This is a genomic window from Secundilactobacillus silagei JCM 19001, assembly GCF_002217945.1.
GTDB classification, from domain to species: domain Bacteria; phylum Bacillota; class Bacilli; order Lactobacillales; family Lactobacillaceae; genus Secundilactobacillus; species Secundilactobacillus silagei.
In genome coordinates this window covers 61078-86325 of sequence record NZ_BCMG01000002.1, presented here as the reverse complement: position 1 = coordinate 86325, position 25248 = coordinate 61078, and the positions used below count along the sequence as shown (strand labels likewise).

General features: G+C 44.6%; 23 protein-coding genes, 1 tRNA gene and 1 pseudogene. 7 read left to right on the top strand and 18 right to left on the bottom strand.

Annotation, left to right across the window (positions count from 1 at the left end; translation table 11 throughout):
- Window positions 1–244 precede the first annotated feature (244 nt).
- The gene (locus CES79_RS02130) at window positions 245–934 is read right to left on the bottom strand and encodes a hypothetical protein (RefSeq protein ID WP_054654882.1); all 690 of its coding nucleotides are present in this window, start codon (window positions 932–934) and stop codon (window positions 245–247) included.
- A 213-nt stretch (window positions 935–1147) separates the two neighbouring features.
- Here CES79_RS02130 and CES79_RS02125 point away from each other — a divergent pair, with 213 nt between their 5' ends.
- Complete coding sequence (locus CES79_RS02125; RefSeq protein WP_143456341.1) at window positions 1148–1603, top strand: hypothetical protein; 456 nt, start codon at window positions 1148–1150, stop codon at window positions 1601–1603.
- Between the two features lie 118 nt (window positions 1604–1721).
- Here the strand turns inward: CES79_RS02125 and CES79_RS02120 are convergent, their stop codons facing one another.
- From CES79_RS02120 to CES79_RS02085, 8 genes and pseudogenes are all read right to left on the bottom strand, one after another.
- On the bottom strand, window positions 1722–1997 hold the full coding sequence (locus CES79_RS02120; RefSeq protein ID WP_054654878.1) for a hypothetical protein: 276 nt from the start codon (window positions 1995–1997) through the stop codon (window positions 1722–1724).
- Between the two features lie 167 nt (window positions 1998–2164).
- A complete protein-coding gene (locus CES79_RS02115; RefSeq protein WP_089136173.1) occupies window positions 2165–3322 on the bottom strand; it encodes a matrixin family metalloprotease in 1158 nt (385 codons plus the stop codon).
- A gap of 113 nt (window positions 3323–3435) precedes the next feature.
- On the bottom strand, window positions 3436–3696 hold the full coding sequence (locus tag CES79_RS02110) for a helix-turn-helix domain-containing protein (RefSeq protein ID WP_054654874.1): 261 nt from the start codon (window positions 3694–3696) through the stop codon (window positions 3436–3438).
- A gap of 573 nt (window positions 3697–4269) precedes the next feature.
- Window positions 4270–5019: pseudogene (locus CES79_RS02105) on the bottom strand (NlpC/P60 family protein); the annotation flags it as partial.
- Window positions 5020–5122: 103 nt separating this feature from the next.
- The gene (locus CES79_RS02100; protein WP_328590706.1) at window positions 5123–5977 is read right to left on the bottom strand and encodes a C39 family peptidase; all 855 of its coding nucleotides are present in this window, start codon (window positions 5975–5977) and stop codon (window positions 5123–5125) included.
- Between the two features lie 269 nt (window positions 5978–6246).
- Window positions 6247–6306 (bottom strand): putative holin-like toxin, encoded by a 60-nt coding sequence (locus tag CES79_RS13175; RefSeq protein ID WP_369403944.1) that lies wholly within the window; start codon window positions 6304–6306, stop codon window positions 6247–6249.
- Between the two features lie 246 nt (window positions 6307–6552).
- Window positions 6553–7776: a hypothetical protein gene (locus CES79_RS02090; protein ID WP_054654872.1), complete on the bottom strand. Its 1224-nt coding sequence runs from the start codon at window positions 7774–7776 to the stop codon at window positions 6553–6555.
- A gap of 189 nt (window positions 7777–7965) precedes the next feature.
- Window positions 7966–9855, bottom strand: a complete 1890-nt coding sequence (locus CES79_RS02085) for a coiled-coil domain-containing protein (protein WP_089136171.1) — start codon at window positions 9853–9855, stop codon at window positions 7966–7968.
- A 220-nt stretch (window positions 9856–10075) separates the two neighbouring features.
- Between CES79_RS02085 and CES79_RS02080 the strand changes: the two genes are divergently transcribed.
- Window positions 10076–10483: a hypothetical protein gene (locus tag CES79_RS02080; RefSeq protein ID WP_054654866.1), complete on the top strand. Its 408-nt coding sequence runs from the start codon at window positions 10076–10078 to the stop codon at window positions 10481–10483.
- A gap of 190 nt (window positions 10484–10673) precedes the next feature.
- Here the strand turns inward: CES79_RS02080 and CES79_RS02075 are convergent, their stop codons facing one another.
- The 3 genes from CES79_RS02075 to CES79_RS02065 form a co-directional block, all read right to left on the bottom strand.
- A complete protein-coding gene (locus CES79_RS02075; protein ID WP_089136170.1) occupies window positions 10674–12125 on the bottom strand; it encodes an S-layer protein in 1452 nt (483 codons plus the stop codon).
- A gap of 721 nt (window positions 12126–12846) precedes the next feature.
- Window positions 12847–14256 (bottom strand): hypothetical protein, encoded by a 1410-nt coding sequence (locus CES79_RS02070; protein WP_054654862.1) that lies wholly within the window; start codon window positions 14254–14256, stop codon window positions 12847–12849.
- A 460-nt stretch (window positions 14257–14716) separates the two neighbouring features.
- Window positions 14717–15922, bottom strand: a complete 1206-nt coding sequence (locus CES79_RS02065; RefSeq protein WP_191983064.1) for an aminotransferase-like domain-containing protein — start codon at window positions 15920–15922, stop codon at window positions 14717–14719.
- Window positions 15923–16093: 171 nt separating this feature from the next.
- Between CES79_RS02065 and CES79_RS02060 the strand changes: the two genes are divergently transcribed.
- Window positions 16094–16993, top strand: a complete 900-nt coding sequence (locus CES79_RS02060; protein ID WP_089136169.1) for a LysR family transcriptional regulator — start codon at window positions 16094–16096, stop codon at window positions 16991–16993.
- Window positions 16994–17206: 213 nt separating this feature from the next.
- Window positions 17207–18913, top strand: coding sequence for a DUF5776 domain-containing protein (locus CES79_RS02055; protein ID WP_089136168.1), 1707 nt, complete (start codon window positions 17207–17209; stop codon window positions 18911–18913).
- Between the two features lie 884 nt (window positions 18914–19797).
- Here the strand turns inward: CES79_RS02055 and CES79_RS02045 are convergent.
- From CES79_RS02045 to CES79_RS02030, 4 genes are all read right to left on the bottom strand, one after another.
- Complete coding sequence (locus tag CES79_RS02045; protein ID WP_089136166.1) at window positions 19798–20316, bottom strand: hypothetical protein; 519 nt, start codon at window positions 20314–20316, stop codon at window positions 19798–19800.
- A gap of 64 nt (window positions 20317–20380) precedes the next feature.
- Entirely contained in the window at window positions 20381–20728 is a 348-nt protein-coding gene (locus tag CES79_RS02040) for a hypothetical protein (RefSeq protein WP_089136165.1), read from the bottom strand.
- A 718-nt stretch (window positions 20729–21446) separates the two neighbouring features.
- Window positions 21447–21680, bottom strand: a complete 234-nt coding sequence (locus CES79_RS02035; RefSeq protein WP_054654848.1) for a DUF2922 domain-containing protein — start codon at window positions 21678–21680, stop codon at window positions 21447–21449.
- 39 nt (window positions 21681–21719) lie between these two features.
- A complete protein-coding gene (locus tag CES79_RS02030) occupies window positions 21720–21926 on the bottom strand; it encodes a DUF1659 domain-containing protein (RefSeq protein ID WP_054654846.1) in 207 nt (68 codons plus the stop codon).
- A 176-nt stretch (window positions 21927–22102) separates the two neighbouring features.
- Between CES79_RS02030 and CES79_RS02025 the strand changes: the two genes are divergently transcribed.
- A complete protein-coding gene (locus CES79_RS02025) occupies window positions 22103–22366 on the top strand; it encodes a type II toxin-antitoxin system HicB family antitoxin (RefSeq protein ID WP_054654844.1) in 264 nt (87 codons plus the stop codon).
- Between the two features lie 211 nt (window positions 22367–22577).
- On the opposite strand, the gene guaD is transcribed toward CES79_RS02025, so the two are convergent.
- Together guaD and CES79_RS12805 are read right to left on the bottom strand one after the other, a co-directional pair.
- Window positions 22578–23915 (bottom strand): guanine deaminase, encoded by a 1338-nt coding sequence (guaD, locus tag CES79_RS02020; RefSeq protein ID WP_089136164.1) that lies wholly within the window; start codon window positions 23913–23915, stop codon window positions 22578–22580.
- A gap of 159 nt (window positions 23916–24074) precedes the next feature.
- Window positions 24075–24251, bottom strand: coding sequence for a hypothetical protein (locus CES79_RS12805; RefSeq protein WP_159459443.1), 177 nt, complete (start codon window positions 24249–24251; stop codon window positions 24075–24077).
- Window positions 24252–24697: 446 nt separating this feature from the next.
- Between CES79_RS12805 and CES79_RS02015 the strand changes: the two genes are divergently transcribed.
- Both CES79_RS02015 and CES79_RS02010 read left to right on the top strand, forming a co-directional pair.
- Window positions 24698–24967 (top strand): AbrB/MazE/SpoVT family DNA-binding domain-containing protein, encoded by a 270-nt coding sequence (locus tag CES79_RS02015; protein ID WP_089136163.1) that lies wholly within the window; start codon window positions 24698–24700, stop codon window positions 24965–24967.
- Window positions 24968–25024: 57 nt separating this feature from the next.
- A tRNA-His gene (locus tag CES79_RS02010) sits at window positions 25025–25099 on the top strand.
- Window positions 25100–25248: the final 149 nt, after the last annotated feature.

Genomic DNA, 25248 nt, shown 5'->3' with positions numbered 1-25248 from the left:
ATAAGTGATCCATAGCGCTATGGTCGAAAACAGCATAACAGGGTTGCCCAACACAAAAGGCAGTGCAAATCGCACTGCCTTTTAGTGAAACAAATGAGAGAATTTGATCTCGGTATTTTAAGTGTCTGCATAAACCAGTCATCAGTAAAACTTTATATCATAAATGACCTAGACCAATTTATAACCAAAAATTCACGTTTCACCATTAAAACCTGACTTCTCATAGTTTCGTAATAGGCCACGATCACTCCAGCAGTTCCCGGAGAATCCCCTCTCGAAAGTGGTCATCTTTGCCCTGTGAGATTTTTCTAAGCTTCTTCACCGATATTTCCCCTAGATCGAGCTCAATCGTGGTTAAGATAGCCAGTGCAACATAAAAATAGTACGCCAAGATTTGGAAGCATTTACTCCGGCGGCCAGCAATCGCACCTTTTCCATGCGGGATCCGTAGCACCCCAGTGGTTGGATAGTTCACTAATGACTTCTTACCATCATGTTCCCACAGCTCGCCACCAGTTGATAGCCGCACCCAGCTGTTATTGCTGGCTGCTTTGCTGCCCACCGGTACCAGTAAGAAATCCCCGCAGCAGTAAGGCACATGCCGCGTGATGCCAATGCTTTTCGCCACGTTGCCGACATCGTTTTTCGGGTGGAGCAAAAACTGCCTGTCTAACCGCTTGACCAGTTGATTTGGCGACAGCCGGCACTTCACCAGTCGCTGGTTAGCCATTAATAGGATAGAATCGTAATCGCTTTGCGTTCCCGTAATGTTAATGATCGCGAAAACCTGCGTAAAGTCTGGCAGCCACTGACGATCATCCTCAACGTCAACGACATCTTTCGGCCGTATTTTCTGAATGTCGATATAGCCCTTCTTCAGCACCTTGTTTCTGTACTCCTGGGTCGTCCCAAATACGTCGGGGAATTTTGTCATTCTGTAAACTCCTTATCGGTTATTTTGGTTCCCCGAAATAATACCATATATGCTATACAATGCCGTATACAGAACACTCGAGAATATGCATTTCTCATCTAATTTTCACCAACCACGCTGTTCACGAATTCTTCATAAATAAATCGCAGTTTAGCTATATTTATATGGCATACTTACAAATCATAAGAGAGCTAGAAGCAAAGGGGGTGCGCCGTGTCACCGCGAATGACCAGAAGACACACTGCTGTTATCCTGATTTGTTTTTGTTTGTCCCTCGTATTTGGCCTATCGCTGCTCACTCGAGGACGCAATCTGCAATCCAGGGAGCTCATGCCCCGTACCCATCAGATGCTCAGCAATCACGTTGCCGTTAACTTCGTCACGCAACGGGGACGGAAGCTGAAAACTTATTACTGGTCGACCAGCCATTCTACTGGCCGGGGTGCCGACGTCACGGATATCTTCAACAGCGATATCATTGAATCCGGCAGCGGCATCAATGACCATATCCCGCTGGACTACACGTTTGATCAGACTGACCTGCGAAACGTCCGCACACTGAAAAACGTCCGGCTGGGTGAAACCGTTAATTTGATTGTCACCAAGCTCAGTCCAGCTGACCGGCCAGCCGGCTTACAGCGACTCTATAAATGGCTGATTGACGGTTAAGCCAACTCGTCTGACTTCGGTCAGGAAACGCTAAAACAAGTCCTCAAGCATATTAAAATAACCCACTATGAGCAGTGTGCATGTGCACTAGCTCATAGTGGGTCTTCTTTCGTTAATATTAATAGAATCGCCGGCGCGCCCACGTTGCCGTGAGCCCAATCATGACCAAAATCGTGAGGCCACCAATCGTGACCTGCCGTTCATGCGTATTATTCGTCCGCCAAAACTTGATCTGACTTTCCTGGTTACCAACTTGAATCTGCGCGTTCATCTTAGGTTGAAGCTGCGAAATCGTCGGTTCATCCGTCTGACTGGTCGTTCTTGCTGCTCCAGTGACCGGCCGGCTAAACACAACAAACAATAGTAGCACAACGAGTATCTTCAATAATCTCATGACTGGATCACCTCCACTAGCCGAGCCAACTTCACTTTCTAGTTTAGGTATACACCCGTAATATATTGATTGTGTTTAGGTCACGTAAAGGTTGCGTAAAGAAATCAAAAAGGCCTGATCACCAGTCAACCGACTGATCATCAGACCATCAAAATGCAGTTTAAAGTTTACCAGTACCCGAGTTTCATTCCTAATTTAGCACGGTTTACATCACGTTGTGACAAGGTTGGCGTTTCCCGGCGTGTATCGTTAGGATCCTTCGGTGCATCCCAGTTATACTTGCCATCCACGCTGGAACTGAAGCCATCATCGCTGGTTTCAGCATACATGATGTCCGTCAGATACGGCGTGTGATCCAGGCCAAGGGAGTGACCCAGTTCATGAACGAGAACGCCTTCCCAATAGTTGGTATATGACGGTGCCGCCGCTTTTTGAGCAGCAATCAACTGATCATACAACGTGTGTCCCTGAGAGAGGTAAGTCTTTTGAGCAGCTGAACCGTTAGCCGCATCCTTGTAGGCGTCCGCGATATCTTCATACTGATTATACAGCGACCGAATCTCTGGGGTATCGGCCACACTATCCATATAAGTCTTATCCTTCAGCGCCGTTGAACTCAAGTAGAGGTGTGTCCCATCGTTCAGACCATCCCACTCCTTAGCGGGTTTAGTATCTATCACTAACTGATGGTTGGAAGCCGTCCCGGAGACAAAGACGGTGCGGCCAAGGGCTTGGTTCCAGACGCCCATTGCTTTTTGAGCGTAAGGCTTAATAGCTGGATCAGCAACGTAGACCCGTGCTTGATTATTTTTAAAGGTCGTCAGCTTGCCCGTCATGTTGAACTGTTTGCGCAAATAGAGATTGTAAGTCCCGTAAAAGGCTTCTGGCTGTTTGAGCAGTGCTGCCGATGGATTCAGATCTTCACCGGAAGCCACTAACTTAGTGACCGCTGACTTGGACAGCAGTGGCGTCTTCAGGTAGCCATGCCAGACCCAGCCAGCCAACTTATGGTTAGAAGTTGATTTGACGTAGTAGTAGACCCGCGTCTTCTTGCCGACTTTGACTGACTCTTGCGCAGTCGCGTTAAAAGTCTGGTTATGACCCTTTGAAAGTTTGAACTCCTTTTTCTTTAAGGTGCCAGAATAGGCATACGCTTTTTTGGCCTTCGACTGGTCGATCTGGTACTTCTGCGCACTCATCGACTTCTTTTTAACGACTGAAACCTTTGTCTTAGCCTGGACAGTAGGCGTCGTTGCAGCCGGAATAGCCGCAAATGAAGCCATGAACGACAGTGTTGCAACAACTATAATACCAAACTTCTTCATACCCAGAATGGCCCCCTTAAAACTCTGTACTGCATTTATGCAATACTCCTCAACCTATACATAGGGTCATTCTACCATAGATGGCAATTTATTTGGCTGGATATGCGTTAAGATTATAGAAAATCAATTTTTAGCTCTTTATTCATTGCCGTGGCGATCTTTTCCAGCGTTTCAATGGTGATGTTCGTCCCGCCATTTTCCCAGCGCGCAATTGACGATTGCGGCACGTTCATCAGCTCTCCCAGCTGGCTTTGGGTCAGCCCCGCTTTCGCCCGCAAGGTCTGAATCTCAACGGCGTACTTGTAGCGAATACTGCTTTGGTGAAATTTCTTAGCAAATGCCGGTCTATCAAAAATGTTTTTGGTTTGTTTCAAGCTAAACCCTCCTGTGGGTAAATACCTTAGTAGCAAGATCAACGACAGAAAGTTGCCAACCGTTTTCGTTGGACAAAAATTATTCTATCGTGATATAACCCCGGTTAAAATCGAACAGGTGTTCTTGATTTTTAAAATCAACTATGATAACCTATGGATATTCGGTTGTTGAATTCCAATCGAAAAGTCTTGTTTCATCCCTTTTAATATCCTTAAAGTGACTGCAATGCCTGCAGTCACAATCAAAAAAGACCAGCAAAAGTCCCTTTGCTGGTCTTTTTTGTGCGTTTAATATTGGGATATACCATTTATTAAATCCAGTCATAACATTTTTGAAATTAATTCAGAATTGGCGTTGCGTTTTATTTTTGAAATGGCAACTCAATTTTAACGTAAAAGCCATTACACCGGCGTTATAAGGGTATACCAACTCGTTCACTGCCACCTAGCTCAAACGCGCTCAACAACCCTGACTCCGGCCGTGTAACGCAAAAAAGTAAGGTTCCCAAGTTCAGGAACCTCACTTTTTCACGTTACACTCTGGAGTCAACCCGGGTTGTTTCACGCTCTGCTCTACACAAACGGCCTCTTAACCCCCGCAATATCAGAGCGCTGCCCATTACGGATCGGCTGCACCATGACTTTCGGTGGCCACGCTTCGATCACCTTATCATGACCCAGATAAATCGCCACGTGCCAGACCACCCGCGTGCCTGGTTGATAGTAGAAGATCAGGTCCCCACGTTCACGGTGCTTATAAGCGACCTGCTTCAACTGCTTGGATGCCCACAGATTACGAGAATTCCACTCGTTGCCTGGATGCGCGTGGTTAATGGCACTGATCGGTGCTGGATCAATGCCGCCAGCGTACAGCGCCTGCATCGCTAGTCCGGAACAGTCCACCCCATAATTAGGACTAGATGATGCCCCAACGAGATAGGGCCGGCCCAGGTACTTATAAGCCTGCTTGATCATCGCTTCAATGTGCGCCTGCCGCCCATTTTTAGTCGTGACCGTCATTGGCGCCACGTAGCTGTCAATGCTGGTCCACGACGCCTTCGAGAAACCCATCTTTTCCCAGGTCTGCTCGTCAACATCGCCAGTCGCTTTCAAACGATGTTTCTGCTGAAAGGCTTTGACCCGGTCAACCGTGGCAGTATTGTACTTGTCGTAACCACCAAAAGTCCCCATCTTCTTCATGATCTTCCAGGTCTTGATGCCTTCATAGCCCTTTTTAACCGTGTAGCCGACCTTGCCGTAAGGCTTGATCTGCGTGTCTTGAACCTGATAGTAGGCCTTGGGATTCTGATAAGCTGAGGCCTGCGTCGTCGCGCCTGCCATCCCCATGACAGCCCCGATACTTAACGCAATGATCCACTTCAAACGCATTACAATTCTCCCCTTCTAACCTATGTCTTTACTCATCTTAATAGCTCAGCGCGCGGTTAGCATCCGCCTTACGATGCGTCGTCATCGCACTGTTCGTCATACTGGTACGCTGCTTCGTCCACGGGTCATTGTAGTAGATCCGCGACTTCGAGTAGCCGGTCACCGTCAGCGCGTGGTTGCTGAAACCGTCCACGTTAGCGACCCACACCACGACCAAATGATTGCGGCGCACCTGACTCTTAATGCTGGTCAAACTAGCACCGGTCATGTTCTTAGCGGTCCCCATGTGGGCTTTGACCACGCCCATGAGGCCACCGGGGAAGACGTACCAGCCACTGGCACTGTACGGACTGCCAACAAACCCCTTATTGGGATTGCTAGACCGTGGCATTTCTTTAGCCAAACTCATCTTGTCAACTTTCGCCCCGCCAAACTGCAGCATCATCGCCGTAGCGGTAATTTCACAGCCAGTGGGCAGTTGCGGACGCTGGCCGATCATCGGCGCGTAAAGCCTGTACGTGGAAGTCACGGTGGCCTTTTGCTCGATCCAGCCGGTCTGTTTGTGGTTATAAGTGAACTTCAGCCAAGTCACCCCGTTCACCACTTCTTCACGGGTGATGTGAATCGTCTTATTGGCAAATGAACGCCCGGTGCTAATGGTCTTTTCGTTATTAGCCGAAGTCTGGTAAGCCCCAGTGGCATAGACGCCATAATTATGCGTGCTGTTGGCACCCATCGTGGTATAGTAATTCACCTTAGTCAGTCTGGTAATTGGTGCGTAAGCTCGGCTACTGGTACTGGTTGCGGCACTAGCAACACTCGTATTAACTGACACAGCACTCACACCAATTGTCAGGCCCAATAATAGTGCTGTGATTCCTTTTTTCATCATAATATGTATGTCCCCTCGTTTAAATTATCTGAATTATAGCATATTTAGCTCTAAACTGACCCGTTCACCTCACCTCATACTTTGAACCTACCATTGACGGACACAGTCGTATTGTGGAATTGATGAATCCAATATGTTACAATATGGACGTAAAAGAGGCCGGTGCTTGAACACCGACCTCCAGCAGCCGCTTTAAAGGCGGTGGCATTGACAGAACTATAAACTACGAGTCGTCCTGTAACCTACCAAAGTTATGCAGGGCGGCTTTTTTAATGCTGGTTGTTGATGTAGGTCAGCAGCGCTAGTAAAAACGTGCCAAACAATAACATCAACGAGAGTGCCTGAAACACACTCATTGGCTGTGAAACCCTTTCTCAGATTGCTTCCGGTTTCCCATACGCATCACCTCAAGGGGAAAAGACAGCCACCGCCCATAAAACCCTGCTGATTAAGTATAGCATACGTATTTAGATACCTGTGAGGGTGTCTTTTTTTGAATCTAATTTGGTCATCCCTGTAGATAGCGCAAAAAAACGCCGCTCACAGGCGACGTTTTTAAAAATCAATAATTTAAATTACTTGAACACTGCGGTAACAGTCGTTTGAACGTTAGCACCAGTGTCGGTCTTTACAGAGGCAGCACTGTCAAAGGTGTAAGTCTTTGAACCTACAACAATAGTATACAGTTTTGCATCTTTAAGGATGTTGGCAACATTATCTGAAGTGATCGTTGAGCCTGGTGTTACTTGGAACTGACTCTTTTGACCAGATGCAGCTAATGCATTACGTTGGTCATTGCTCAATGGAATCTGGTTACCATTAGCATCATGAACGTTAACAGTGATGCTTTGAGTCAAGTTAGTGTTAGCAGCATTACCGCTCTTAACATAGAAGACAACGGTGTCGTTGTTCTTAGCACTAGCAGCACTCGTTAAGCTTGCAAATGAAGCTGAACTGTTGCTGGTAGTGTCATAAGCAGCGTAGCCTGATGGGATACCCTTCAAAACAGCGCTGTAGTTAGTCCCTGAAGTTAAGTTAGTTGAGGCATCGGATTGGTTAAATGGCACTGAAACATTGCCGACTTCCTTACCAGTATCCTTATCAACGTAGCTAACTTTTACAGCGTTGCCTTGTGGTGCCTGAACACCCAAGTTGTATACCCAGCCAGTAACTGATGGGTTCTGATCATCCTTAACTTGGTAGTATACCCAGCCTTCGCGGGTCTTAGCCGTGGCACCAGTAACGGTGAAGGTATCAGTATTCTTGAAGCCAGTGATCTTCTTAGCCTTGTACTGAGTGTACTTAGGGTTGTTCCAAAGAGTCCACTTAGATGGGTTAGTTAAGGTGTAGCCAGTTGTGGTAGCTGGTACGTCAGCTGACTTAGTTGTTTGTGCAGGAGCAATCCCACCGCCGAACTGAGTCGCATCTTTACCACCGTAGATCCAGCCACGGTATGCGCCATCAAATGAAACAACCTTGTAGTAAACAGAACCACGGTTAGTTGTCACAATTGAATAGGCACGGAAGAACTTGCCTGAGTTAGTTGAGTTGGCTAAGTTACCCATAGTCGTCTTTGAAGCAACTACACGAGTACCACGAGAAGTACCAACTTTAGTATACAGAGCATGGCTACCATTCGGAACTACATTACGGGTTTCTGGTGCAGTGGTGAAGTAGTCTGCCTTAGTGACGTAAGCGTATGATTTGGCACTAGCATTAGTTGCAGCAAAGCCAGAAGCGGCAAGTACTGAAACAGCAGCTAAACCAAGGTACAATGATTTCTTTAAACTTGATTTCATTAGAATACACTCCTTTTTTTTTGGGGGGGTCAAACCCTCTCTGTCAGTCCCCCGACTGACTGACTTCAGTATAACACTTTACCCCCTAATCTAGTTCTAATTTGCGTAAAGTGTAACAATGACACCAGATTGACACCAATTCGTAACAAATCAAAAAGACGCACAGCATCTGCACGTCTTAATAGAACGCTATTTAACATCACCTAAAGGCGTCCCCAATGAGACTGGTAAGTTGCGTGGATCCAGTAGACTAATGGTCAATGGTTGATTTAATAATTTGATGATTTTCATCTCAGTCTCATAATTATCGACTAGGTATTGTTGCTTCGATAATCCCGTTGCCCAGGTCTTAAAGTCGTCACTATCTGCAACCGCACCAGTGGTCAGCGCAATCGGTTCACCCTGCGTGACCTGCAAAAGCTGCCGGTACTGTTCGTTCTCAATTGACCCGACCAATAGGCCGTTCTTACTAAAGTCATTCTTGAGCCACCATTGGGTAAAGCCATCAATATTGTCAAAAGCCTGTACCTGCATGCCTACCGGGTTCAACAGCTCAACTTGTTTGACCTCATCTTGCTCATAACGTACGTTCAGCACGCCCAGACCAGATTGACTGTAATACTCGTCGCGATTCTTAGTGCCATCGTCATTGTAGAACAGGTTGGAAGTCAGCTGTCCAGCCATGGTCAGAGTGCTGGATTCAGCTAGGTGATCTTTTTTATACGAATCAACGGTCGAAATCTGCTCACCATTATTGTAATAGTGAACTTTCAACGTCCAGCCATTCGGCAAGACCAGTGTCCGTTCCGTGTGGCCGTCATTCCAGTCATCACTGACCGCGTTGTCCGGCAACTGATACTTAGCCCCAATCTTACCTTGATGCTGCAGATTATATAGCGGGTTGTAGACGGACACGATGCCGTCTTTGACTTCTAAATTACTCGTCCAGCGCGCGATTTGATCCGTCAGATTCAACGTGAACTGACTGGTATAGAGACCGACGTGTTCAATGCCGCGATCAATAAACCGCTTAACGACCCGCTTCATCAACTCAAATTGATCATTAGTCAGGCCATCCATATCCAAGATGATCTCAGAATCACTGTCTAATACGAGACCGTTGACCGGCACCGGAATGCCTAGCCAATCGTCAATATCCTGATTGACCGCCGTTAATTCCGCGTGCTTCTGATCACTATCGCTCTGCAGCTGGGTCAGGTCCTTTTGCGCTTTGGTCAACTCTTCCGTTAAGGCTTCGAGGTGCTTGGAACGCCCTTCATCATCGGAGGCCAGCTTGATCTGAGCTTTTTCCAGTTGGTCGTTAATGTCACTTAACTGTTTTTGATCCGCAGTCAGCTTATCACGCACAGCCTGCAGTTGCTGCTTTAAACCTTCCCGCTTATCATCAACCGCCTTAATTGCCGTTGCATTCTTGTCACGCTCGCCCTTATTGTCCTCAATATCACTGCGATACTGATCAGCCAGCGTCACGATTACTGCCGGATCCTTTTCACTCTTAAACTTCGCTGAAATATCCGCTTCGGCTTGAACTAATTCCTGCTGCTTATTGTTCAATCCGCTAAGCTCTGAATTGATTGCCTTCACTTGGTCAATCAGGTTACCGGCTTTATCCTGATTCTCCTTGATGCGACCGTTTAACACCGTCTGCTTTTCAACGTAAGGCGCAGAAGCCTTCTGACTAGCTTCTTCCATCTCATTTTGAATCTGGGTCACCTGACTGCCAGTGTCATCAACCGTCTTCTGGGCATCAGTAATTTTGGTATTCAGCTGATCCGCAGCCGTTTGGATTTCTTTTTGTTGACCAAATAACAGGTCCTGCAGCGTTTCTCGATGGTCATTATACTGCTGCGTAAAGTCAGCTAGTTTCTGCTTAGCAGTCAATACAGAAGTAGCTACTGAAGCGTTACTATCAGTAGCTTGAGTGTCATCCTTCTGCTCATCATTAGTTGTTTCCTGATTTTCTTTATTGTCGGTCTGATTGTCTTTTTCCGTTTCAGATGTCTTTTTATTATCTGGTTCTTGATCTGATTTTCCTCTGAATAAATCTCGTAAGCCCATAAAGTTGTACCTCCCGATAAATCTAGTTAAACTGATTACTCACATTTTACCATTTATAACTAAGGAGTAGCGCTTCCCTTCACAAATCACTACCGTCTAATCGAAGTTGGTAACCAACGTAGCTACTTAAAATATTAATATCCCTATTATTCGCCTACTTATATCTGTATAATTTAAAGCATCGATTATTCGATAATTCAACTTCACAGGAGGGACTTCATTGAAAGTTCGTAGCTATCATCTTATTCTAAGTGCCACACTTGCTTTAGGCACAGCATTTACAATCATTCCATTAACCACCGTTACTTCTCAAGCTGCTACCCATATTATCAAGTGGCACGGTCACCAGTACAAATCAAATTACTCTCTCACTCAGATGCGACATAAGCATCATCTCAAGTTCAAAAAATCAAAAATTGATGGTTTTACCTATGAGAAAAATTACTTTTACGGTGTAACCACTCACGGCGCATACGTCCATCGTGCTAATGATACACACGCCTTCCCATCAATTCACCATAAAGGTACATATGCAATGTTTAGAACCAAAATATTCGATGGTGGCAATGCATACGGTTTGGAATATGTTAATCTCAAAACTGGGAAACACTATCATGATCAGGCTTAACTTCATATGAATTAACAGCAAATCACTTAGCACTACAAAATAAATTATCTTCCACCCGCATAGCAGGTGGTTTTTTGTTCTGTACCTAGAAAACCACTAGGTGTAAAACCAGATCTAAAGACGTAAAAAAAGAAGATCAATTCGTAAATGAATTGATCTTCTCAAAATACTTTATAACACAAATTTTAAACTAATTATTAGTTAAAAAATCTGAATTACTAGTGTCTGGATTGCTTAGATTACCGAAATCAGTAGAGTTGATAGTACCATTTTCGTCAAAGACAATCTTGAAGGTATCACCATAATTCGTGTTTTGGTTAGCAGCCTTAGTAGCACTAACGTTTACAGTGTATGCTTGGTGATCTGAGTTAGAACTTGAGATAGGAGCCTTTGCATAGTACTTGATCAAGTTACCTTGATTACCTGTAGTATCCGTACCCCAAGCCAAGTTATTAACTAACTTGTCTAAGTTACCTGCGTTTTGACTTTGACCAAAGGTTTGATCCTTAGGGCCAGTTAAAAGTTGTGCAGTAGTTGAAGTAAGCTTTGGTGTGTTGAACAAATCACCTTTGCTAAGACCATTCTCTACAGTTGAACCATTAACAGTAGTTTGAACAGCTAGGCTTGCCTTTGAAGTAGCTCCTTGAGCAACAGTTACATAAAGGGTACCACCATATTGTGGATTTTGACCTTGTAGGTAACCACTAAATACGTAGCCAGTAGGAACATTTGCTTGGGCATAAGGCATCAACTGAGTGCCTGCACCATTTGTTTCATTACCGTAGGCTGTACCAGCAGTAGTGTTGCTCTTTGAGGCGTTAACAAATGTCTTGTCAGCACCGGCAACTGTGTTACCATCGGCTGTTCGGTAAACAATCTTAATACTGTTGTCATTAGTAGCGGCAGGATCAGCATTAGGGTTCTTGACGTTAGAAGCCTTAATCCAAGCACCATTAAGTTCACTAGTAGTAGTCCCATTGCTTAACTTAGTAGAAGCAATTTCGTACCAAGTGTCGCCTTCACGTGAGGTAGTAACAGCCTTGTCAAAGGTAAATGAAGCACCCTTGTAAGCATCACTAGAAGCTAAGATATTGCCATTAACTCGTGCACGACCAACCTTGTATTGAGTATATGATGGTGCCTTGAAGAACAAGGTGTTAGCAGTAGAACTAGTATCAGCATTTAAGTTGAATGAAGTAGTTGATGAAGGAGCAGTGGCATCTTTAGTGGTATCGTATGAAACTAAGCCATTAGCAAAAGCTGTTTTACTCTTACCACCGTAAACGTAGCCACGGTATGTGCCATCAAATGAAACAACTTTGTAATAAACTGAGCCACGGTTAGTAGTCTTAACACCGTAAGCACGGAAGTTAGCTTGACCACGATTTGAAGCATTCAGCTTTTTAGCAGTAGTTGTTGTTAGAACCGTCTTAGCACCCTTAACAGTACCTGGCTTTGTGTACACAGCGTTAGCACCAGTTAAGTTAACGTTACGTGAAGTAGAAGGTGCAGTTAATGTACTGTATGCACTAGCAGTAGCATATGACTTGGCAGAAGCATTAGCACTTGTTGTACCAGCAACGGCAACAAATGAAACAGCAGCTAAGCCTAAATATAGAGATTTCTTTAAACTAGATTTCATATAGACATATCTCCTTTATAAATTTCATAGGGCATCAATGCATTTCCTTGACACTGTATATAGTTTATCATCTTAGCCGATTGAATTACAGTTTGAAGCTCAATCGTAACTCAATTGTCAACCACGTGTATTAAAAATAGGTATTATTGACATTTATTAGTAATATCATCATTACTGAGGTGATTGAAGTTCAACTGGCCTATCCACTAGATTACTGTCCTAACTGTGATTTCACCACCCTGATTAAAAATAATAATAATCAAGTAAATACCTGTATAGCAGCTATTATCAATGGTAAATGGATTATACATCTTCATATTTTGTAAATTGTAAACATTGTCAGACTACTTGTGGAACTAAAACACCTAGTATACTCTTCAACCATGACCCTATCACTTCATCGGATTGTGATTCATATTTTTAAACATTAATCAGTTGTTTATAGAAAATATGATTCAAGCTGCTACTTCTCTAATAGGCCTATTAAATACGTTAATCGAAAGATTAAGCAAATTAAACGAACCGCATTTGATTTACTCCCTTTCGAGACCAGAATCCGAATTAAATTTACTAACAAGATACGAAAAGAAGACCAATTCGTAAATGAATTGATCTTCTCAAAATACTTCATTAGCCCTTGTTAACAAAGGGTCTAAAAAAGAAGACGATAATTATCGTCTTCCCCTTAACACAAGCTAAACTTCAAATCTTATAAATAAGATTACTTAGTATAGCTGATATTGTTAGTTGCATCCTGAGCATTAGCTGCACCGTGTGTTAATTGAGCAGCGTAACGAGCAGTTAAGTCATTACCATACTTTGCTGCACCGTTAGAAGCATTCTTCAATGAACCACCTACGTAAGTAAATACGTAATGATATGCTTCATTGCCAGCGTAATAAGTGGTCTTACCATAGAAGGTATTCAAAGGCTTATTAGCATCAAATAAATTACCTTCAAGGCCTGCAAAATCAACCGTATCACTGGCCTTACCAGTAAATAACTTCAATTCAGCATTAGTTAATTCATTCTTAGCAACTTGACTAGTAATGTCAGTATTAGGAGTAAGTGGGTTTTCAACATTTACATCTTTTCCATCAACTGTGTTAATAACATTGCTTGACTGGAATGAAACCTTAGAAGTAGCACCTTGAGTAACATTTACATTAAATGTACCGCCAAATAATGCATCTTCCTGCTTTGCAGGTGAAGTACCTGGTACAGCTACATAACCCTTTGGAAGGTTGTTCAAGGCAAATGCATAAAGGTTGTCATTATTAGCATCCACGTTAGTGCCTACTTTGTAACCCTTAGAAGTGTTAGGAGCAGTAGTAACGAATGTAGCAGTGCCTACAGTATGGTTACTTGCATCAACATAGTTAACAGTAATACTGTTGTTGTCATCGGCCTTAACAGCTTTAGCAGTAACATCTGAAGCCTTTACCCATGCACCAACTAAACCATTAGTGGTTGAACCATTAACAGAAGCGATTTGGTACCAAGTTTGGCCTTCACGAGAAGTAGTTGCAGCCTTGTTAAAGGTAAACTTAGCATCCTTGTAAGCATCAGTAGTGGTTAATACCTTGCCATCAACTTTAGCACGACCAACCTTGTAGTTAGTCCATGCTGGTTCCTTGAAGAACAATGTGTTAGCAGTAGTGCTAGTAGCAGCATTCAAACTGTACACGTCGCTAGCTGCAGGAGCAGTAGCGTCTTTAGTAGTTGGGTAAGCAACTAAGCCACCAGCAAAGGCACTGTCACTCTTACCACCGTAAATGTATCCACGGTAATGGCCGTCGAATGAAACAACCTTGTAGTAAACTGATCCACGATCAGTCTTAGCAACACGGTAAGCACGGAAGTTGTTAGTACCGCTCTTTGAATCCTTGATCTTTGATGCAGTAGTTGTTGTTGCAACAACTTGTGCACCCTTAGTAGTACCTGGCTTGCTGTAAATAGCGTTGGTACCAGTTAAATTAACGTTACGGCTTGCAGCAGGTGTAGTCATAGTAACGTTTGAAACAGTCTTGGCAGCTTTTGCAGATGCGTTGGCACTAGTAGTACCAGCAACAGCTACAAATGAAACTGCAGCTAAGCCCAAATAAAGAGACTTCTTTAAACTAGATTGCATGTGAAATTCCTCCAAACATATATTATGTAACTCATCAAGCATTAACAGTATACACAATATCCAACCGAATGTTAAGTAAAACATTACTTAACCGGACATTTAAATATCGCATAGTATTGCTAGACTCCATAAATGAGTCTACCGCTTACGCCACTAACCTTCAAGAAAAGTGCTCCATTTGTAGCTCACTTGTAATCTTTTCACATGTATGAAAAGATAAGAAAATGTTACAAAAGCCTATCACGACTTGCTTTTGACGATAATTTGAATTCATTATAACGTCCGCATGTGTGACATTTACATGACAATGTTTTCAAGGAATGGCTTGTATTTTATGCAGCATAAAACGCATTTAGTGTGCAAAATACTCGAAATTTATTTAAAAAAATAAATTCCGAGTATTTAAAGTTTATTTTGATTAACCACAACTTACGGTTTATATGTCATAACAAGTTTCCTACTATATTAGTTGCTCTGCTTGTGTCAATAAAGTACCCAACCGTTTCATGCCCGCATCGATTTTGGCTGGTGTCAGGCCCGTGAAGTTCAGGCGCATGCCGTTGGTGTGATCCTTGTAGGCGTAAAAGTTCTTGGAAGGCACGTAGGCGATGTGCTGGTTAGGCGTGGCTTCGTTATAGAGCAGGTCAGTCGTGTTGATGGCTTCGTTAACGGTGACCCAGGTGAAGAAGCCGCCTTCTGGCTGAGTGGCTGACACGCCCTCCGGCAGATATTTATGACAGGCAATGATCATTGCTTTCATCCGTATCAGATATTCTTCCTTTAATTTAGCGATATGCTCATCCAGACTGTTATCAGCCAGATAGTGGTTGATTGCTTGTGCGGTAATGTTGGGTACTTCCAGATCAGCGGCTTCCTTTAACTTATAGAGCTGCTGAATAATCGCCTTGTCCGCGACTAACCAGCCCGTCCGCAACGTTGGCATCAGCACTTTAGAGAAACTCGACAGGAAGATCACCCGGCCTTCAGTATCGAAGTGCTTGATGCTTGGCAGTGGTATCCCCGTGTAACGCAGTTCGCGGTATGGGGTATCTTCCAGCACGATGAAATTGTATTGGTTCGCCAGCTCGACGACTTTTTCACGTTTAGCCAACGACATGGTGACGCCACCGGGGTTATGGAAGTCTGACACCGTGTAAAGCAATTTAATTTCAGGGTGTTGTTTCAACGTGGCTTCCAGCTGATCCGTGTTTAGACCATCGTTCTCCAGTTCCACCTCATAATAGGTAGGTTCGTACATATCGAATGCCGAGAGTGCGCCCACATACGTTGGTGCTTCAACCACCATGGCGTCCCCCTTGTTCAACAACGCTTTAGCTACCAGGTCGATACCCTGCTGGCCGCCAGCCGTAAGCATGACGTTGTCGGCGGTGACGTGATCGATCTGCATCTTGTCCATCGCCCGTTGCGCGAGCCGTTCCCGCAGTTCAACGGGGCCTTGAACCGTGTGGTATTGAAACGTGTGGTTGCCTTCCGCGGCCATCGCATCCGCGTAAGCCTGCGCCATGGCGTCAGCTGGAAATAAACTCTCCGCTGGCGCCCCAGCAGTGAACTTAATGGCATCTGGGTAATTCATGACGGGGAACAATCCGGCTAACCGTGACGGCACTTCTGGCTGGACACGGGTGGCAAACAGTTTATTTTCCATAATGAAACCTCAACTTTCGATTTGAATTGACTTCGTTTACTGAATTAACTTTATGGTATACTCATTTATAGTGGCCGTATAGTTCAAGCTACTCACATTTAGGTGAAAATAGTTCACCTAAATAGTTCATGAATGAGCAATCTTTATCCCGTTAATTGGAGGCTGTGTTGCATGATACCCTTTGCTTACCAAGTATTCAGTACCGTCATTCAAGAAGGTACCTTTCAAAAAGCCGCGCTGAAGCTCAACGTCACCCCCAGCGCGGTCAGTCACTCGATTACCCAACTGGAAACGGAACTGGGCTTTCCCGTCTTCATCCGTTCCCGTTCCGGCGCTGAACTGACTGCCAATGGCCGCACCATTTTACCGATTATCCAAGAAATTCTGAATTCGCAGGCCCGATTGGAACAGGAAGCTGCTGATATCAACGGGTTAAACGCTGGTTCCATTCGCATCGGCGCGTTCTCATCCGTTTGTATCAACTGGCTGCCGCCAATCATTCAGTCATTTAAAAAACAGTACCCCCATATCGATATCTCGGTGAGTCAAAACGGCTTCAACGAGATCGTGCAGGACGTCAAAAACGGCACGCTGGACGTGGGCTTCGTGGTGATGCCCGTCAGCGAGAACCTGCTGGTGGACTCGTTGATCAAAGATGAGATCTACTGTGTGGCACCGAAAGGCTTCGTGCCCAAGAACAAGAAGTCCGTCACCCACGAGGATTTGGAAGACCGCGACTTTATCCTGCAGTCCGGTGACTACGACCGCGATACCAAAGCGGCGCTGGATTACTACGGCATTCAGCCTAATTTGATTCACTTCTCCATTGATGACCAGTCGATCGTCGCCATGGTGGAAGCGGGGCTCGGTTTAGGCATTTTACCGGAACTGGCGCTGCAGAAGATTCCCGGTAATGTCGCCGTTTATCCATTTGAGCATTCATTTTATCGGTCAATTGGGCTGGCAACGTCTGCGGTGCAGGCGAAGGCACCGTCGACACAGCGGATGATCGGACAGATCAAGGCGTACGTGGCGAAGAAGTATCCGGAAGCGGTGCTGGTGAGAGCATAAACAGATAAGAACTAAATTTTAGACATTAAATAGCACCAGTAATGAGACAAGTCATCTCGTTGCTGGTGTTTTATTTGTGACCAAAGTTTGTGCAAACCCGCAAGCTTCTGTGAAGTCTTGAAATTTTGCTAGCTTATTGTTGCTATTAATTGTTATATTCGATTTATAGAGAAATTGTTGTTACTCACCACAGATTCCACAGGAGGCTTCATAATGAAAAGATCTAAATCATTTGGCAGCGCGTTAGCAATCGGTATGTTATTTAGTACAGGTGTTGGCTCCTTATCATTAGTGGTACAACATATCCCGGGCATAACGGTGACCGCGAAAGCAGAGACGGGAACAGAAACGCCTGAGCCAGAAAAACAAACTGGTCAGACGGTTATTCTAAAATCTGAGCAGATTACGCTTGATGAATTTGGCCGCATTCAGAGCGTTGAGTGGGGTAACCAAGAAAAAAAAGAATTGTTAGCCGGTGGTATTTTAAAAATTCCTGAAACAGGAAGTGATGGAACACCCATCATGGGAATTAACAATAGCGGCGTATTTTCGACTACTAGATTAGGCGATTACTCGAATGACAATAAAGGAATTACAAATGTCATTTTTGAAAAACCAGAAAATATTGAATATATTGGAAAATCTGCCTTTAAAGGTAATCAGTTGACTAGTATTACTCTGCCTAACGTTAAAACAATCAGAAATAGCGCCTTTAAAGATAATCAATTAACCAGCGTTACTCTGCCTAACGTTGAAACAATCGAAGATTCTGCCTTTTATGGTAATCAATTAAACAATGTTACGCTACCCAATGTTAAAACAATCGGATATTCTGCCTTTTATGGCAATCAATTAACTAGCATTACTCTACCTAATGTTAAAAGAATTGAAAATTATGCCTTTAAACTCAACAAAATTAAAACAGTTACAGTTAATAACGGAACCCCTTATAATAGCAATGAACCCGAAGGAAGCCTTCAAAATCCTCACATTGGGAATGAGACATTCTCTCGGCAAAATTGGAAGACTTTAATACTCCCTTATCGATCATCAATTACGTATCAACAACTTGCTAGAGAACTTGGATTAGCCTTTCAGGTAAATAATCGTAATTATTTGGATGAAGCTTATTTTAAAGGAACGGCAGCTAGTTCCGTTGATTTTGATGATAATATCAGTTACTTTAACGATAAAGAAATGTTAACCGTAGATTCAAAAGAAGGTGGAAGTACAGTTCCCTCTTTCACCCTCTCAGATAAGAATTTGAAAAAAGACTCAGCTCCTCTCTTAAATGGGTATTTCAGTTTAGCTGTTAACTCAGAAGATGGTTCGAACGTTATTCCTCCTGTAGTTCCACCGGTAAAACCAGATAATGGTAATGGTAATGGCAACGGCAGCGGAAACAATAACAATGGCAATAGCAATGAAACTAAACCAGAACCACAGCCAACACCCCAACCACAACCTCAGCCAGATAAACAGGCTACCTACCCTCACTCCGTTTACGCTAAACGTAGCATGAGATTACACAAAAACGTTAGCCTGACGAACCCGATAAAATCATACAAGAAACAAGCACGGGCTAAAGCCGCTAGCTTTAAGATTCAAGGTGTGGCTTATGACAAGAATGGCAATAAACGTTACAAGGTTAAGGGTGGCTATATCACTGCTAACTCTAAATATGTAGCTGACAGTCATTTCCGTAGCAACAAGGTAAAACGCGTCCGGGTTATCGGTAATAAGGTGAACAGCTATAAAGACGTTAATCTTTCCTCGAATAAGAAAGTCCGCTCTTACAAGAAGGGAACTAAGCTGAACGTTAAACGGATTGTAAAGCAAGGTCGTATGACACGTTTTGAATTGAACAATGGGCGTTATATTACCGGGAACAAGCAACTGTTGATTATGGATCAAAAATGATCCAAAAACACCACGTCTCATGATATAATCAAACCGTGGTAGAAGCCGAACGGCGACTGTCATACAAGTAACTTACAACTTAAAGATCACTAAAAGCCGTTATTACTTTCGACAGTGTGGGCGGCTTTTTAGTGTTTTCAGAAACGTTTTGCTGGCCTTCACCACCTATATTCCACTAAACAACTCGTTAAAATACAAAAATACCACGCCTCATGTTATAATCAAGACGTGGTAGAGGTAGAACAATGACTATCCTACAAGTAACTTACAACCTAAAAAACACTAAAGGCCGCCATCACTTTGGAGAGTTCGGGCGGTTTTTTAGTGCTCTCAGAAATGTCTTGCTGGCTTTTACCAACTTGGTTGCCTGTTTCACCAATAACGTTGCACAGGCACATACCCATGCAGCGCGTGCAGGAAAAACAGGCCCATCTCTATCAAACACCGAACCTCGTTTCCGGTCAGTCATCGTCATGATTACCATGGCATCACCTCGCTTCTACTTGTTCGTCACCGTCCTATATTCTACAAAACTCATTATATCATAGTGATTTTGTTACTTCTATTTCGCCAAACCAGTGTTTTAGCGAAATAGAAATTGAATCTTGAACTCATATTTTACAAAAAAGGCCATATCAGAAAATAGGCCGATGTACATTAATTCCAATAATGACAATAGGCGGATTCCCAATTTTAGGAAACCCGCCCTTTTTCTATTATTATCTATGTTCGAGTCTTTCTTCATACCCCACTACTTTTACATTGCCGAAACGTGTTCGGACAAGCAGAGAGTTATGTGTAAGCCGACTCCGGCATAAATCCAAGTTCGGGATTTTTGCCTGAGTGCCCTTACGCGTCGCTCTCTAACCGCTTGTCCTCACACTCTATTCTTCTTCCAGCGCATCCTCAATATCCTGCTTATCCAGCATCATGCCAATGGCGTTCTGAAACATATCATAATCGCGCACCGTGACCACCACGTAGCGACCAATGCCATCTTCCGTGATGAAGACCGGCTGGAAGTCATACACCTGCGATAAGATCCGCTTGGGCTGTTTTAACGCATTGATGGGCCGGATCACGCTTTCTTTGGGCGCAATCAAGTGCTTAAAGCGGTCCAGTTCCACGTTGATGAAGGTCGGCATCTCATCCGCATCACCCTGTGGCAAAGTTGCCTCGGATTCTGGGATGTCCTCCCCGTCCATGACCTTCTCCATCAATAAGGCACCGATCATCTCACGCCCCCGCGTCACAACATCATAGACTGACTGACCAGCCACGGTGTGATCAATTACTGGGATATACATCTGGTAAGGCAGCTCTTCGCGTTCATCGTGGCGGATCAGGCCGGAATAAGTTAAGTACATAGGTGCTAGTGAATTTGCGGTATCAAAAAAGTCCATCGTGGTTACCTCGTTTTCATTTTGTCGTTACAAGGTTAACTATGCGATGGACTTATTTTTAGTTTTATTTAAATTTAAACCAGCTGGCATTATTCCAGCCACGACGAACAATATACGTATAATGCGAGTTGGAATTGAAGCGGCCAGAATTTAACACCCAAGAATAATTGGTATCGTAATGGCCTAACTTGTAGTGAGCACCACGATGCAGCTTATAAGATCTAACCGCCCGACTGCTAGCGATTGGGTCCGCAATCTTGATTTTTTGAACAGTCACCGTTTTCTTGGTGGTGACCCAGTGATTATGATGCCAGTAGCTTGCCAGCGCATGAGCAGTTGTTTGGTGAAATGCCATTCCCGTTCCCAATGAAACGACCGCAACTAACAGCGTCGCAATTTTCTTTTGATTCATATATGTAATCCCCTATCTGAAGTAATTTTCAACCAGATTCAGTGTAGCACTTCACCGCACAAAAAAAGGCCTTCCCCTAGAAATAAGAGAAAAGGTCTCTTAGGTGGGTACAACCCCACGCTACCGCGGTAGCCTGAGACTCACCAGATTAAAAAGTGTGTCATCGTTTTGATGTCCACGCGATCTGTTCTATACAGCCTGTTTGGTAGTTTACCAGTGGCAAGACCCATTGTCTATATTTCCCGGCTTGGAAACACCCATAAGTCGGCACGGTCTATCGCCAGCTGCATAGGCGTCTGCTTTTTAATCTCGCGCCCAGTGCTTGATGTATATATTGTTGGGGATTTTAGCTAAGTCCGAAACGCCCTTTATGGGTAGAACATCCCAGAGCAGATTAATGATGGTCTAACGACGCATCGTTAAAACCTATTCCATTGTAGCGTGAAAATTCAATTAAAGCTATTAATGTCCACTAATTTTGTGAAACTTTCTCGAATTCACCAAAAAAAGCTGCCTGAGTCACCATTAAATAACAACGGTGGCTCAGGCAGCTTTACTTAGCGAATCGACCAGATGCTTAAGGCAATCATGATCAGGTCGGTATTTTGCAGGTGCAGCGCCGCGTAGAAGACCAGCGCTGCGAGAATTACGTGTTGCTTCATCAATATCGCCCCCTGACCGTTCATTTATTTAGAGAATAAATTGGGGGCGGTACTGGTTAGACCGTGTAGAGTTCTTGCGTCGTTGTCTTCACGTAGGCACCGCTGACAGCTGAGACGTAAAGGGTCACGCCCTTACGATCAAAGAGGCCCAGGGTGGCAATCGCGTTCATCGCGTCGGCAATGATTTCAGTGGTTAAGCCAGCAGCCGCCTTTGGAAAGCTGAAGGTGTGGACCTTGTCGTCCGTTCCTTTAAAACGTAACTGCAAAACTGTCTTTTCTTCGTTTTTCATGTTCGATCTCCTTTGAGTAAATGGCTGAGTTGGGTTAGCTTAGGCAACTTGAGTCTTGTTGTCAGTAGTGGCGATGGCAGCAGAGAGGAAAGTTAAGTTGGTCAACTTTTCCAAGACGGCGGCGAACTTCGTAATTTGGTCGTCAGAGGGCTTTTCGACGATGTTGCTGTAGGAGAAGCGCACCTTTTGGTCGTTCGCGTCCATCATGATCAAAGTCAGGTTAGTTTTGTTCCAAGTGGTATTCATATTAGTCACTCCGTTTAAGTTAGTTTAGTAAGTGTTGGCCAACGCCTTACACTTATACAAACAAAATTGCGGGGCAAAGTGTCAACCCGAATCGGAAAAATTTTGAAATTAGGCGCAATCTTAGGTAGAATAGAGGAGTTGATTTAAAATGAGATTTAAATTCAGGAGGCTACAAAATGGCTCAACGGCTTGTATATCCAGCAATCTTCGACCCGACAGTGATGATTAACCGCATCCAGGTCACGGTCCCAGACGTCCCTGGCGTAAAGGTAATGGGCACAACAAACGACGACGCGGCGCAAAAAGCGGCGGTGGCAGTGGGAACCAAACTGGCAAAGGTAAAGGATGAATTACCAGTTCCAAGTACCCCGGGCGAACTAAAAGCAAAGCCGGGACAGACTGTTAGTTTTATTGTGTTGGATTTGGATGAATATAAGTAGAGTGCGAAAGCAGGCGGTTAGAGAGCGGAGTGTAAGCTAAGGTTGGCAAAAATCCCGGGTTTGGATTTATGCCGACATTGGCTTACATGCAGCTCTCTGCCTGCTTGAACACGTTTCGGCTAGAGAACAGTAAAAAGCTTTAAATACAAATACACCTCATAACAGTTAGCCTAAACTAACTACTATGAGGTGTTTTTTATATAATTAACTATTATTTAACCCGTTCTCCCCGCACATAAACCTGTTCAATCTCAGCCTGACTAGTCTGATACATCAGTTTCTCAAAGATATTATCAGCATCATCCGCTTGAAACGCATTTTTCAGTGAAACCACCTGTAGATCCGCCAAATACCCCGCTGCAATTTTCCCGGTCTGCAGATGCAGGCTCTTTGCCCCACCAAGCGTAGCCAGGTAGAAGGCCGTCTTAACGCTGATGGCACTGTCACTGACACCACGCTGATTGGTCGGTAGCTGATTATCCACGCCGTCTTGGAGCAGCCGTGATGACATGACCGCTTGGCGAATATTTTGGTACAGGCTGGGTGAATACCCGCCGGAAATGTCGGTGCCCAGTCCCGTCTTCACGTGATGCGCTAACACCCGTTTAACGGGCAATACAGCATTACCGAAGTACACGTTTGAAATCGGACAGTGCGCAATAGCGACGCCCTGCTTCGCAAACAGCTCATAATCGTGGTCATTGAGCTGGGTGCCGTGCGCCATGACCGCTTTGTTCGTCAGTAGGCCGTAGTGGTCTAAAACGTCAGCGTCGCGCATCTGGTAGTGCTCCAGCGCATAGCCATTTTCCCAGTCGCTTTCACTGCAATGTGACTGCACCGGCAGATCGTATTTGCGCGCCAGATCACCCAGCCCTTGCAGACTGGCCGGCGTACAGCTAGGCACGAACCGCGGTGTGATCACGGGGGTCTGTTTCAAATCAGTGGTCTGATTCAACTCCCCCACCTGCTGAATAAACTGTTCAGTCTGGTCTACGGCGACCTGGGCCGAGGCGTCCTGATAATAATCGGGGGTCTGTTCCGGATTATCCATGGCAACTTTGCCGATGAAACCGCGCTGGCCATGTTTGATGCAGGCCTTAGCCAGTTCTAGGTTCGCAGCGTTGTGGATGGTGCCAAAGTACAGCGCGGTAGTCGTGCCGTTAGCCAGCAGTTCTTGAACTAAATCATTGTAGACTAATTTGGCAAAATCCAAGTCTTGATACTTCGCTTCTAGTGGAAAGGTGTACGTATCCAGCCATTCATTTAACGGCCGGTCTAACGCCAGCCCGGCATTGGGCCACTGCGGCGCGTGGATATGCAGGTCAATGAAACCGGGCAGCACGTACTGATCTGGTCGCAACGTGGTTAAAGTCGCGTTAGCCTGCGCAGCCTGCCGAACCGCTGCGTAGTCCGCATCCGTCTGGTTGATCACCCGGGCGATGTAGCCGCTAGTGTCCAAGCAGATCAACTGCTGTGGCTGGTAAGTAATTGCCGTTTGCGTTCGGGGCGAAAAGCTGGCCCCTTCGATAACCTTTGAAAATGAACTCATTATGCACCTCGCTTAGAATAGGAACTGGTTAATAGCGAACAATGTTTTGAACTGGCTAATGAATTGTTCGCCTAATTGTCTTAATCGTTATTATAGGCATCGCTGACTATATTTTCAAACGAAAAACAACCGCCAGCAAACTGCTGACGGTTGTTTCTCTTAACTTGCCGCTCGATTTTGATCGACTATTTTCCAGCCATCAAGCAACTTGTCACTATTTACATACTGTTCCACGACCCATTTAGGACGCTTAGTAATTTGGGTAACCGTTTGTAGGCTATCCGTCCGGTGTACAATGTGCTCGTCTGGCTTGGTAATTACGTAGCGTTTAGCCACGACCATTGCCCCCTTCTTAACTCAAGGAAGTTCCACAACTCGATTTCGTACTCGATCACTTTCAGGATAGTCGTAGTGTAACACTTTAGAGAGTGTGAGGACAAGCGGTTAGAGAGCGACGCGTAAGAGCCTTAAGCGGAAATTCCCGAACTTGGAATTTTGGCTTAAGGCTCTTACGCACAGCTCTCTGCTTGTCCGAACACGTTTAGGCCATGTAAATAGAGTGTGGAGGTGGGCGGTTAGAGACTGACGCATAAGTTACTTTTGGTGGAAATCCCGATTTTGGATTTGTACCAAAAGTAACTTATGCACAAGTCTCTGCCCACCGGAGCACGTTTCAGCCATATAACCTCCCCACTCAAAACAATTTAAATCAACTAATACCCACCACCCCCATTTTGCCGTATAATGAATTTAAAATCTGTGATGAGAAAGGGGCTGGCATAATGGACGCGCAATCAAATCAGATTCAACGAAATGAAAATGGTGAGCTGTTTTTGAAACTACCGGATGAATTTGTGAAACAGCTGGAACTCAAAGAAGGCGATGAGGTCGATTGGGTCCCAACGGCAATGGGAGTTGAGCTACGCAAAGCCGGCACCGTCACCCCGCAATTCTGGGAACCATTTACCCAGTCGTTGAACGAATATCAGCGGGCACTGCGGATGATTCAAAACGGCGATGATGAAAAAACTGACGATGAATCTGCAAAATAATTAAATTTAGCTTTTCAACTCCACTCAATCTATGGTATGATGTTTATTGTTGTGATGGCGGTATTGGTGAAGCTTGGTTAACACACCGGATCGTGGTTCCGGCACGCGTGGGTTCGAACCCCACATACCGCCCTAATATGTAAGCCGTATGATCTTTATGATCATGCGGTTTTTTTGTGCACTCAAATATAGTTTCAAAATTAATTTGGCCGGCTAATCCCTTGCCGTCTCTAAATAATGGCACAGTTAATATCCAATATTCATGAATGCCATGTTGACAA

Excerpts from the sequence above, each read along its gene's own strand:
- CES79_RS02055 (WP_089136168.1), top strand. The coding sequence starts at position 17,207 with ATGAAAAGATCTAAATCATTTGGCAGCGCGTTAGCAATCGGTATGTTA.
- CES79_RS02085 (WP_089136171.1), bottom strand. The coding sequence starts at position 9,855 with ATGGGCTTACGAGATTTATTCAGAGGAAAATCAGATCAAGAACCAGAT.
- CES79_RS02030 (WP_054654846.1), bottom strand. The coding sequence starts at position 21,926 with ATGAATACCACTTGGAACAAAACTAACCTGACTTTGATCATGATGGAC.
- CES79_RS02045 (WP_089136166.1), bottom strand. The coding sequence starts at position 20,316 with ATGGACTTTTTTGATACCGCAAATTCACTAGCACCTATGTACTTAACT.
- CES79_RS02130 (WP_054654882.1), bottom strand. The coding sequence starts at position 934 with ATGACAAAATTCCCCGACGTATTTGGGACGACCCAGGAGTACAGAAAC.
- CES79_RS02120 (WP_054654878.1), bottom strand. The coding sequence starts at position 1,997 with ATGAGATTATTGAAGATACTCGTTGTGCTACTATTGTTTGTTGTGTTT.
- CES79_RS02115 (WP_089136173.1), bottom strand. The coding sequence starts at position 3,322 with ATGAAGAAGTTTGGTATTATAGTTGTTGCAACACTGTCGTTCATGGCT.
- CES79_RS02040 (WP_089136165.1), bottom strand. The coding sequence starts at position 20,728 with ATGAATCAAAAGAAAATTGCGACGCTGTTAGTTGCGGTCGTTTCATTG.
- CES79_RS02015 (WP_089136163.1), top strand. The coding sequence starts at position 24,698 with ATGGACGCGCAATCAAATCAGATTCAACGAAATGAAAATGGTGAGCTG.
- CES79_RS02035 (WP_054654848.1), bottom strand. The coding sequence starts at position 21,680 with ATGAAAAACGAAGAAAAGACAGTTTTGCAGTTACGTTTTAAAGGAACG.
- CES79_RS02090 (WP_054654872.1), bottom strand. The coding sequence starts at position 7,776 with ATGAAATCAAGTTTAAAGAAATCATTGTACCTTGGTTTAGCTGCTGTT.
- CES79_RS02075 (WP_089136170.1), bottom strand. The coding sequence starts at position 12,125 with ATGAAATCTAGTTTAAAGAAATCTCTATATTTAGGCTTAGCTGCTGTT.
- guaD (WP_089136164.1), bottom strand. The coding sequence starts at position 23,915 with ATGAGTTCATTTTCAAAGGTTATCGAAGGGGCCAGCTTTTCGCCCCGA.
- CES79_RS02100 (WP_328590706.1), bottom strand. The coding sequence starts at position 5,977 with ATGATGAAAAAAGGAATCACAGCACTATTATTGGGCCTGACAATTGGT.
- CES79_RS02025 (WP_054654844.1), top strand. The coding sequence starts at position 22,103 with ATGGCTCAACGGCTTGTATATCCAGCAATCTTCGACCCGACAGTGATG.
- CES79_RS02070 (WP_054654862.1), bottom strand. The coding sequence starts at position 14,256 with ATGCAATCTAGTTTAAAGAAGTCTCTTTATTTGGGCTTAGCTGCAGTT.
- CES79_RS02065 (WP_191983064.1), bottom strand. The coding sequence starts at position 15,922 with ATGGAAAATAAACTGTTTGCCACCCGTGTCCAGCCAGAAGTGCCGTCA.
- CES79_RS02060 (WP_089136169.1), top strand. The coding sequence starts at position 16,094 with ATGATACCCTTTGCTTACCAAGTATTCAGTACCGTCATTCAAGAAGGT.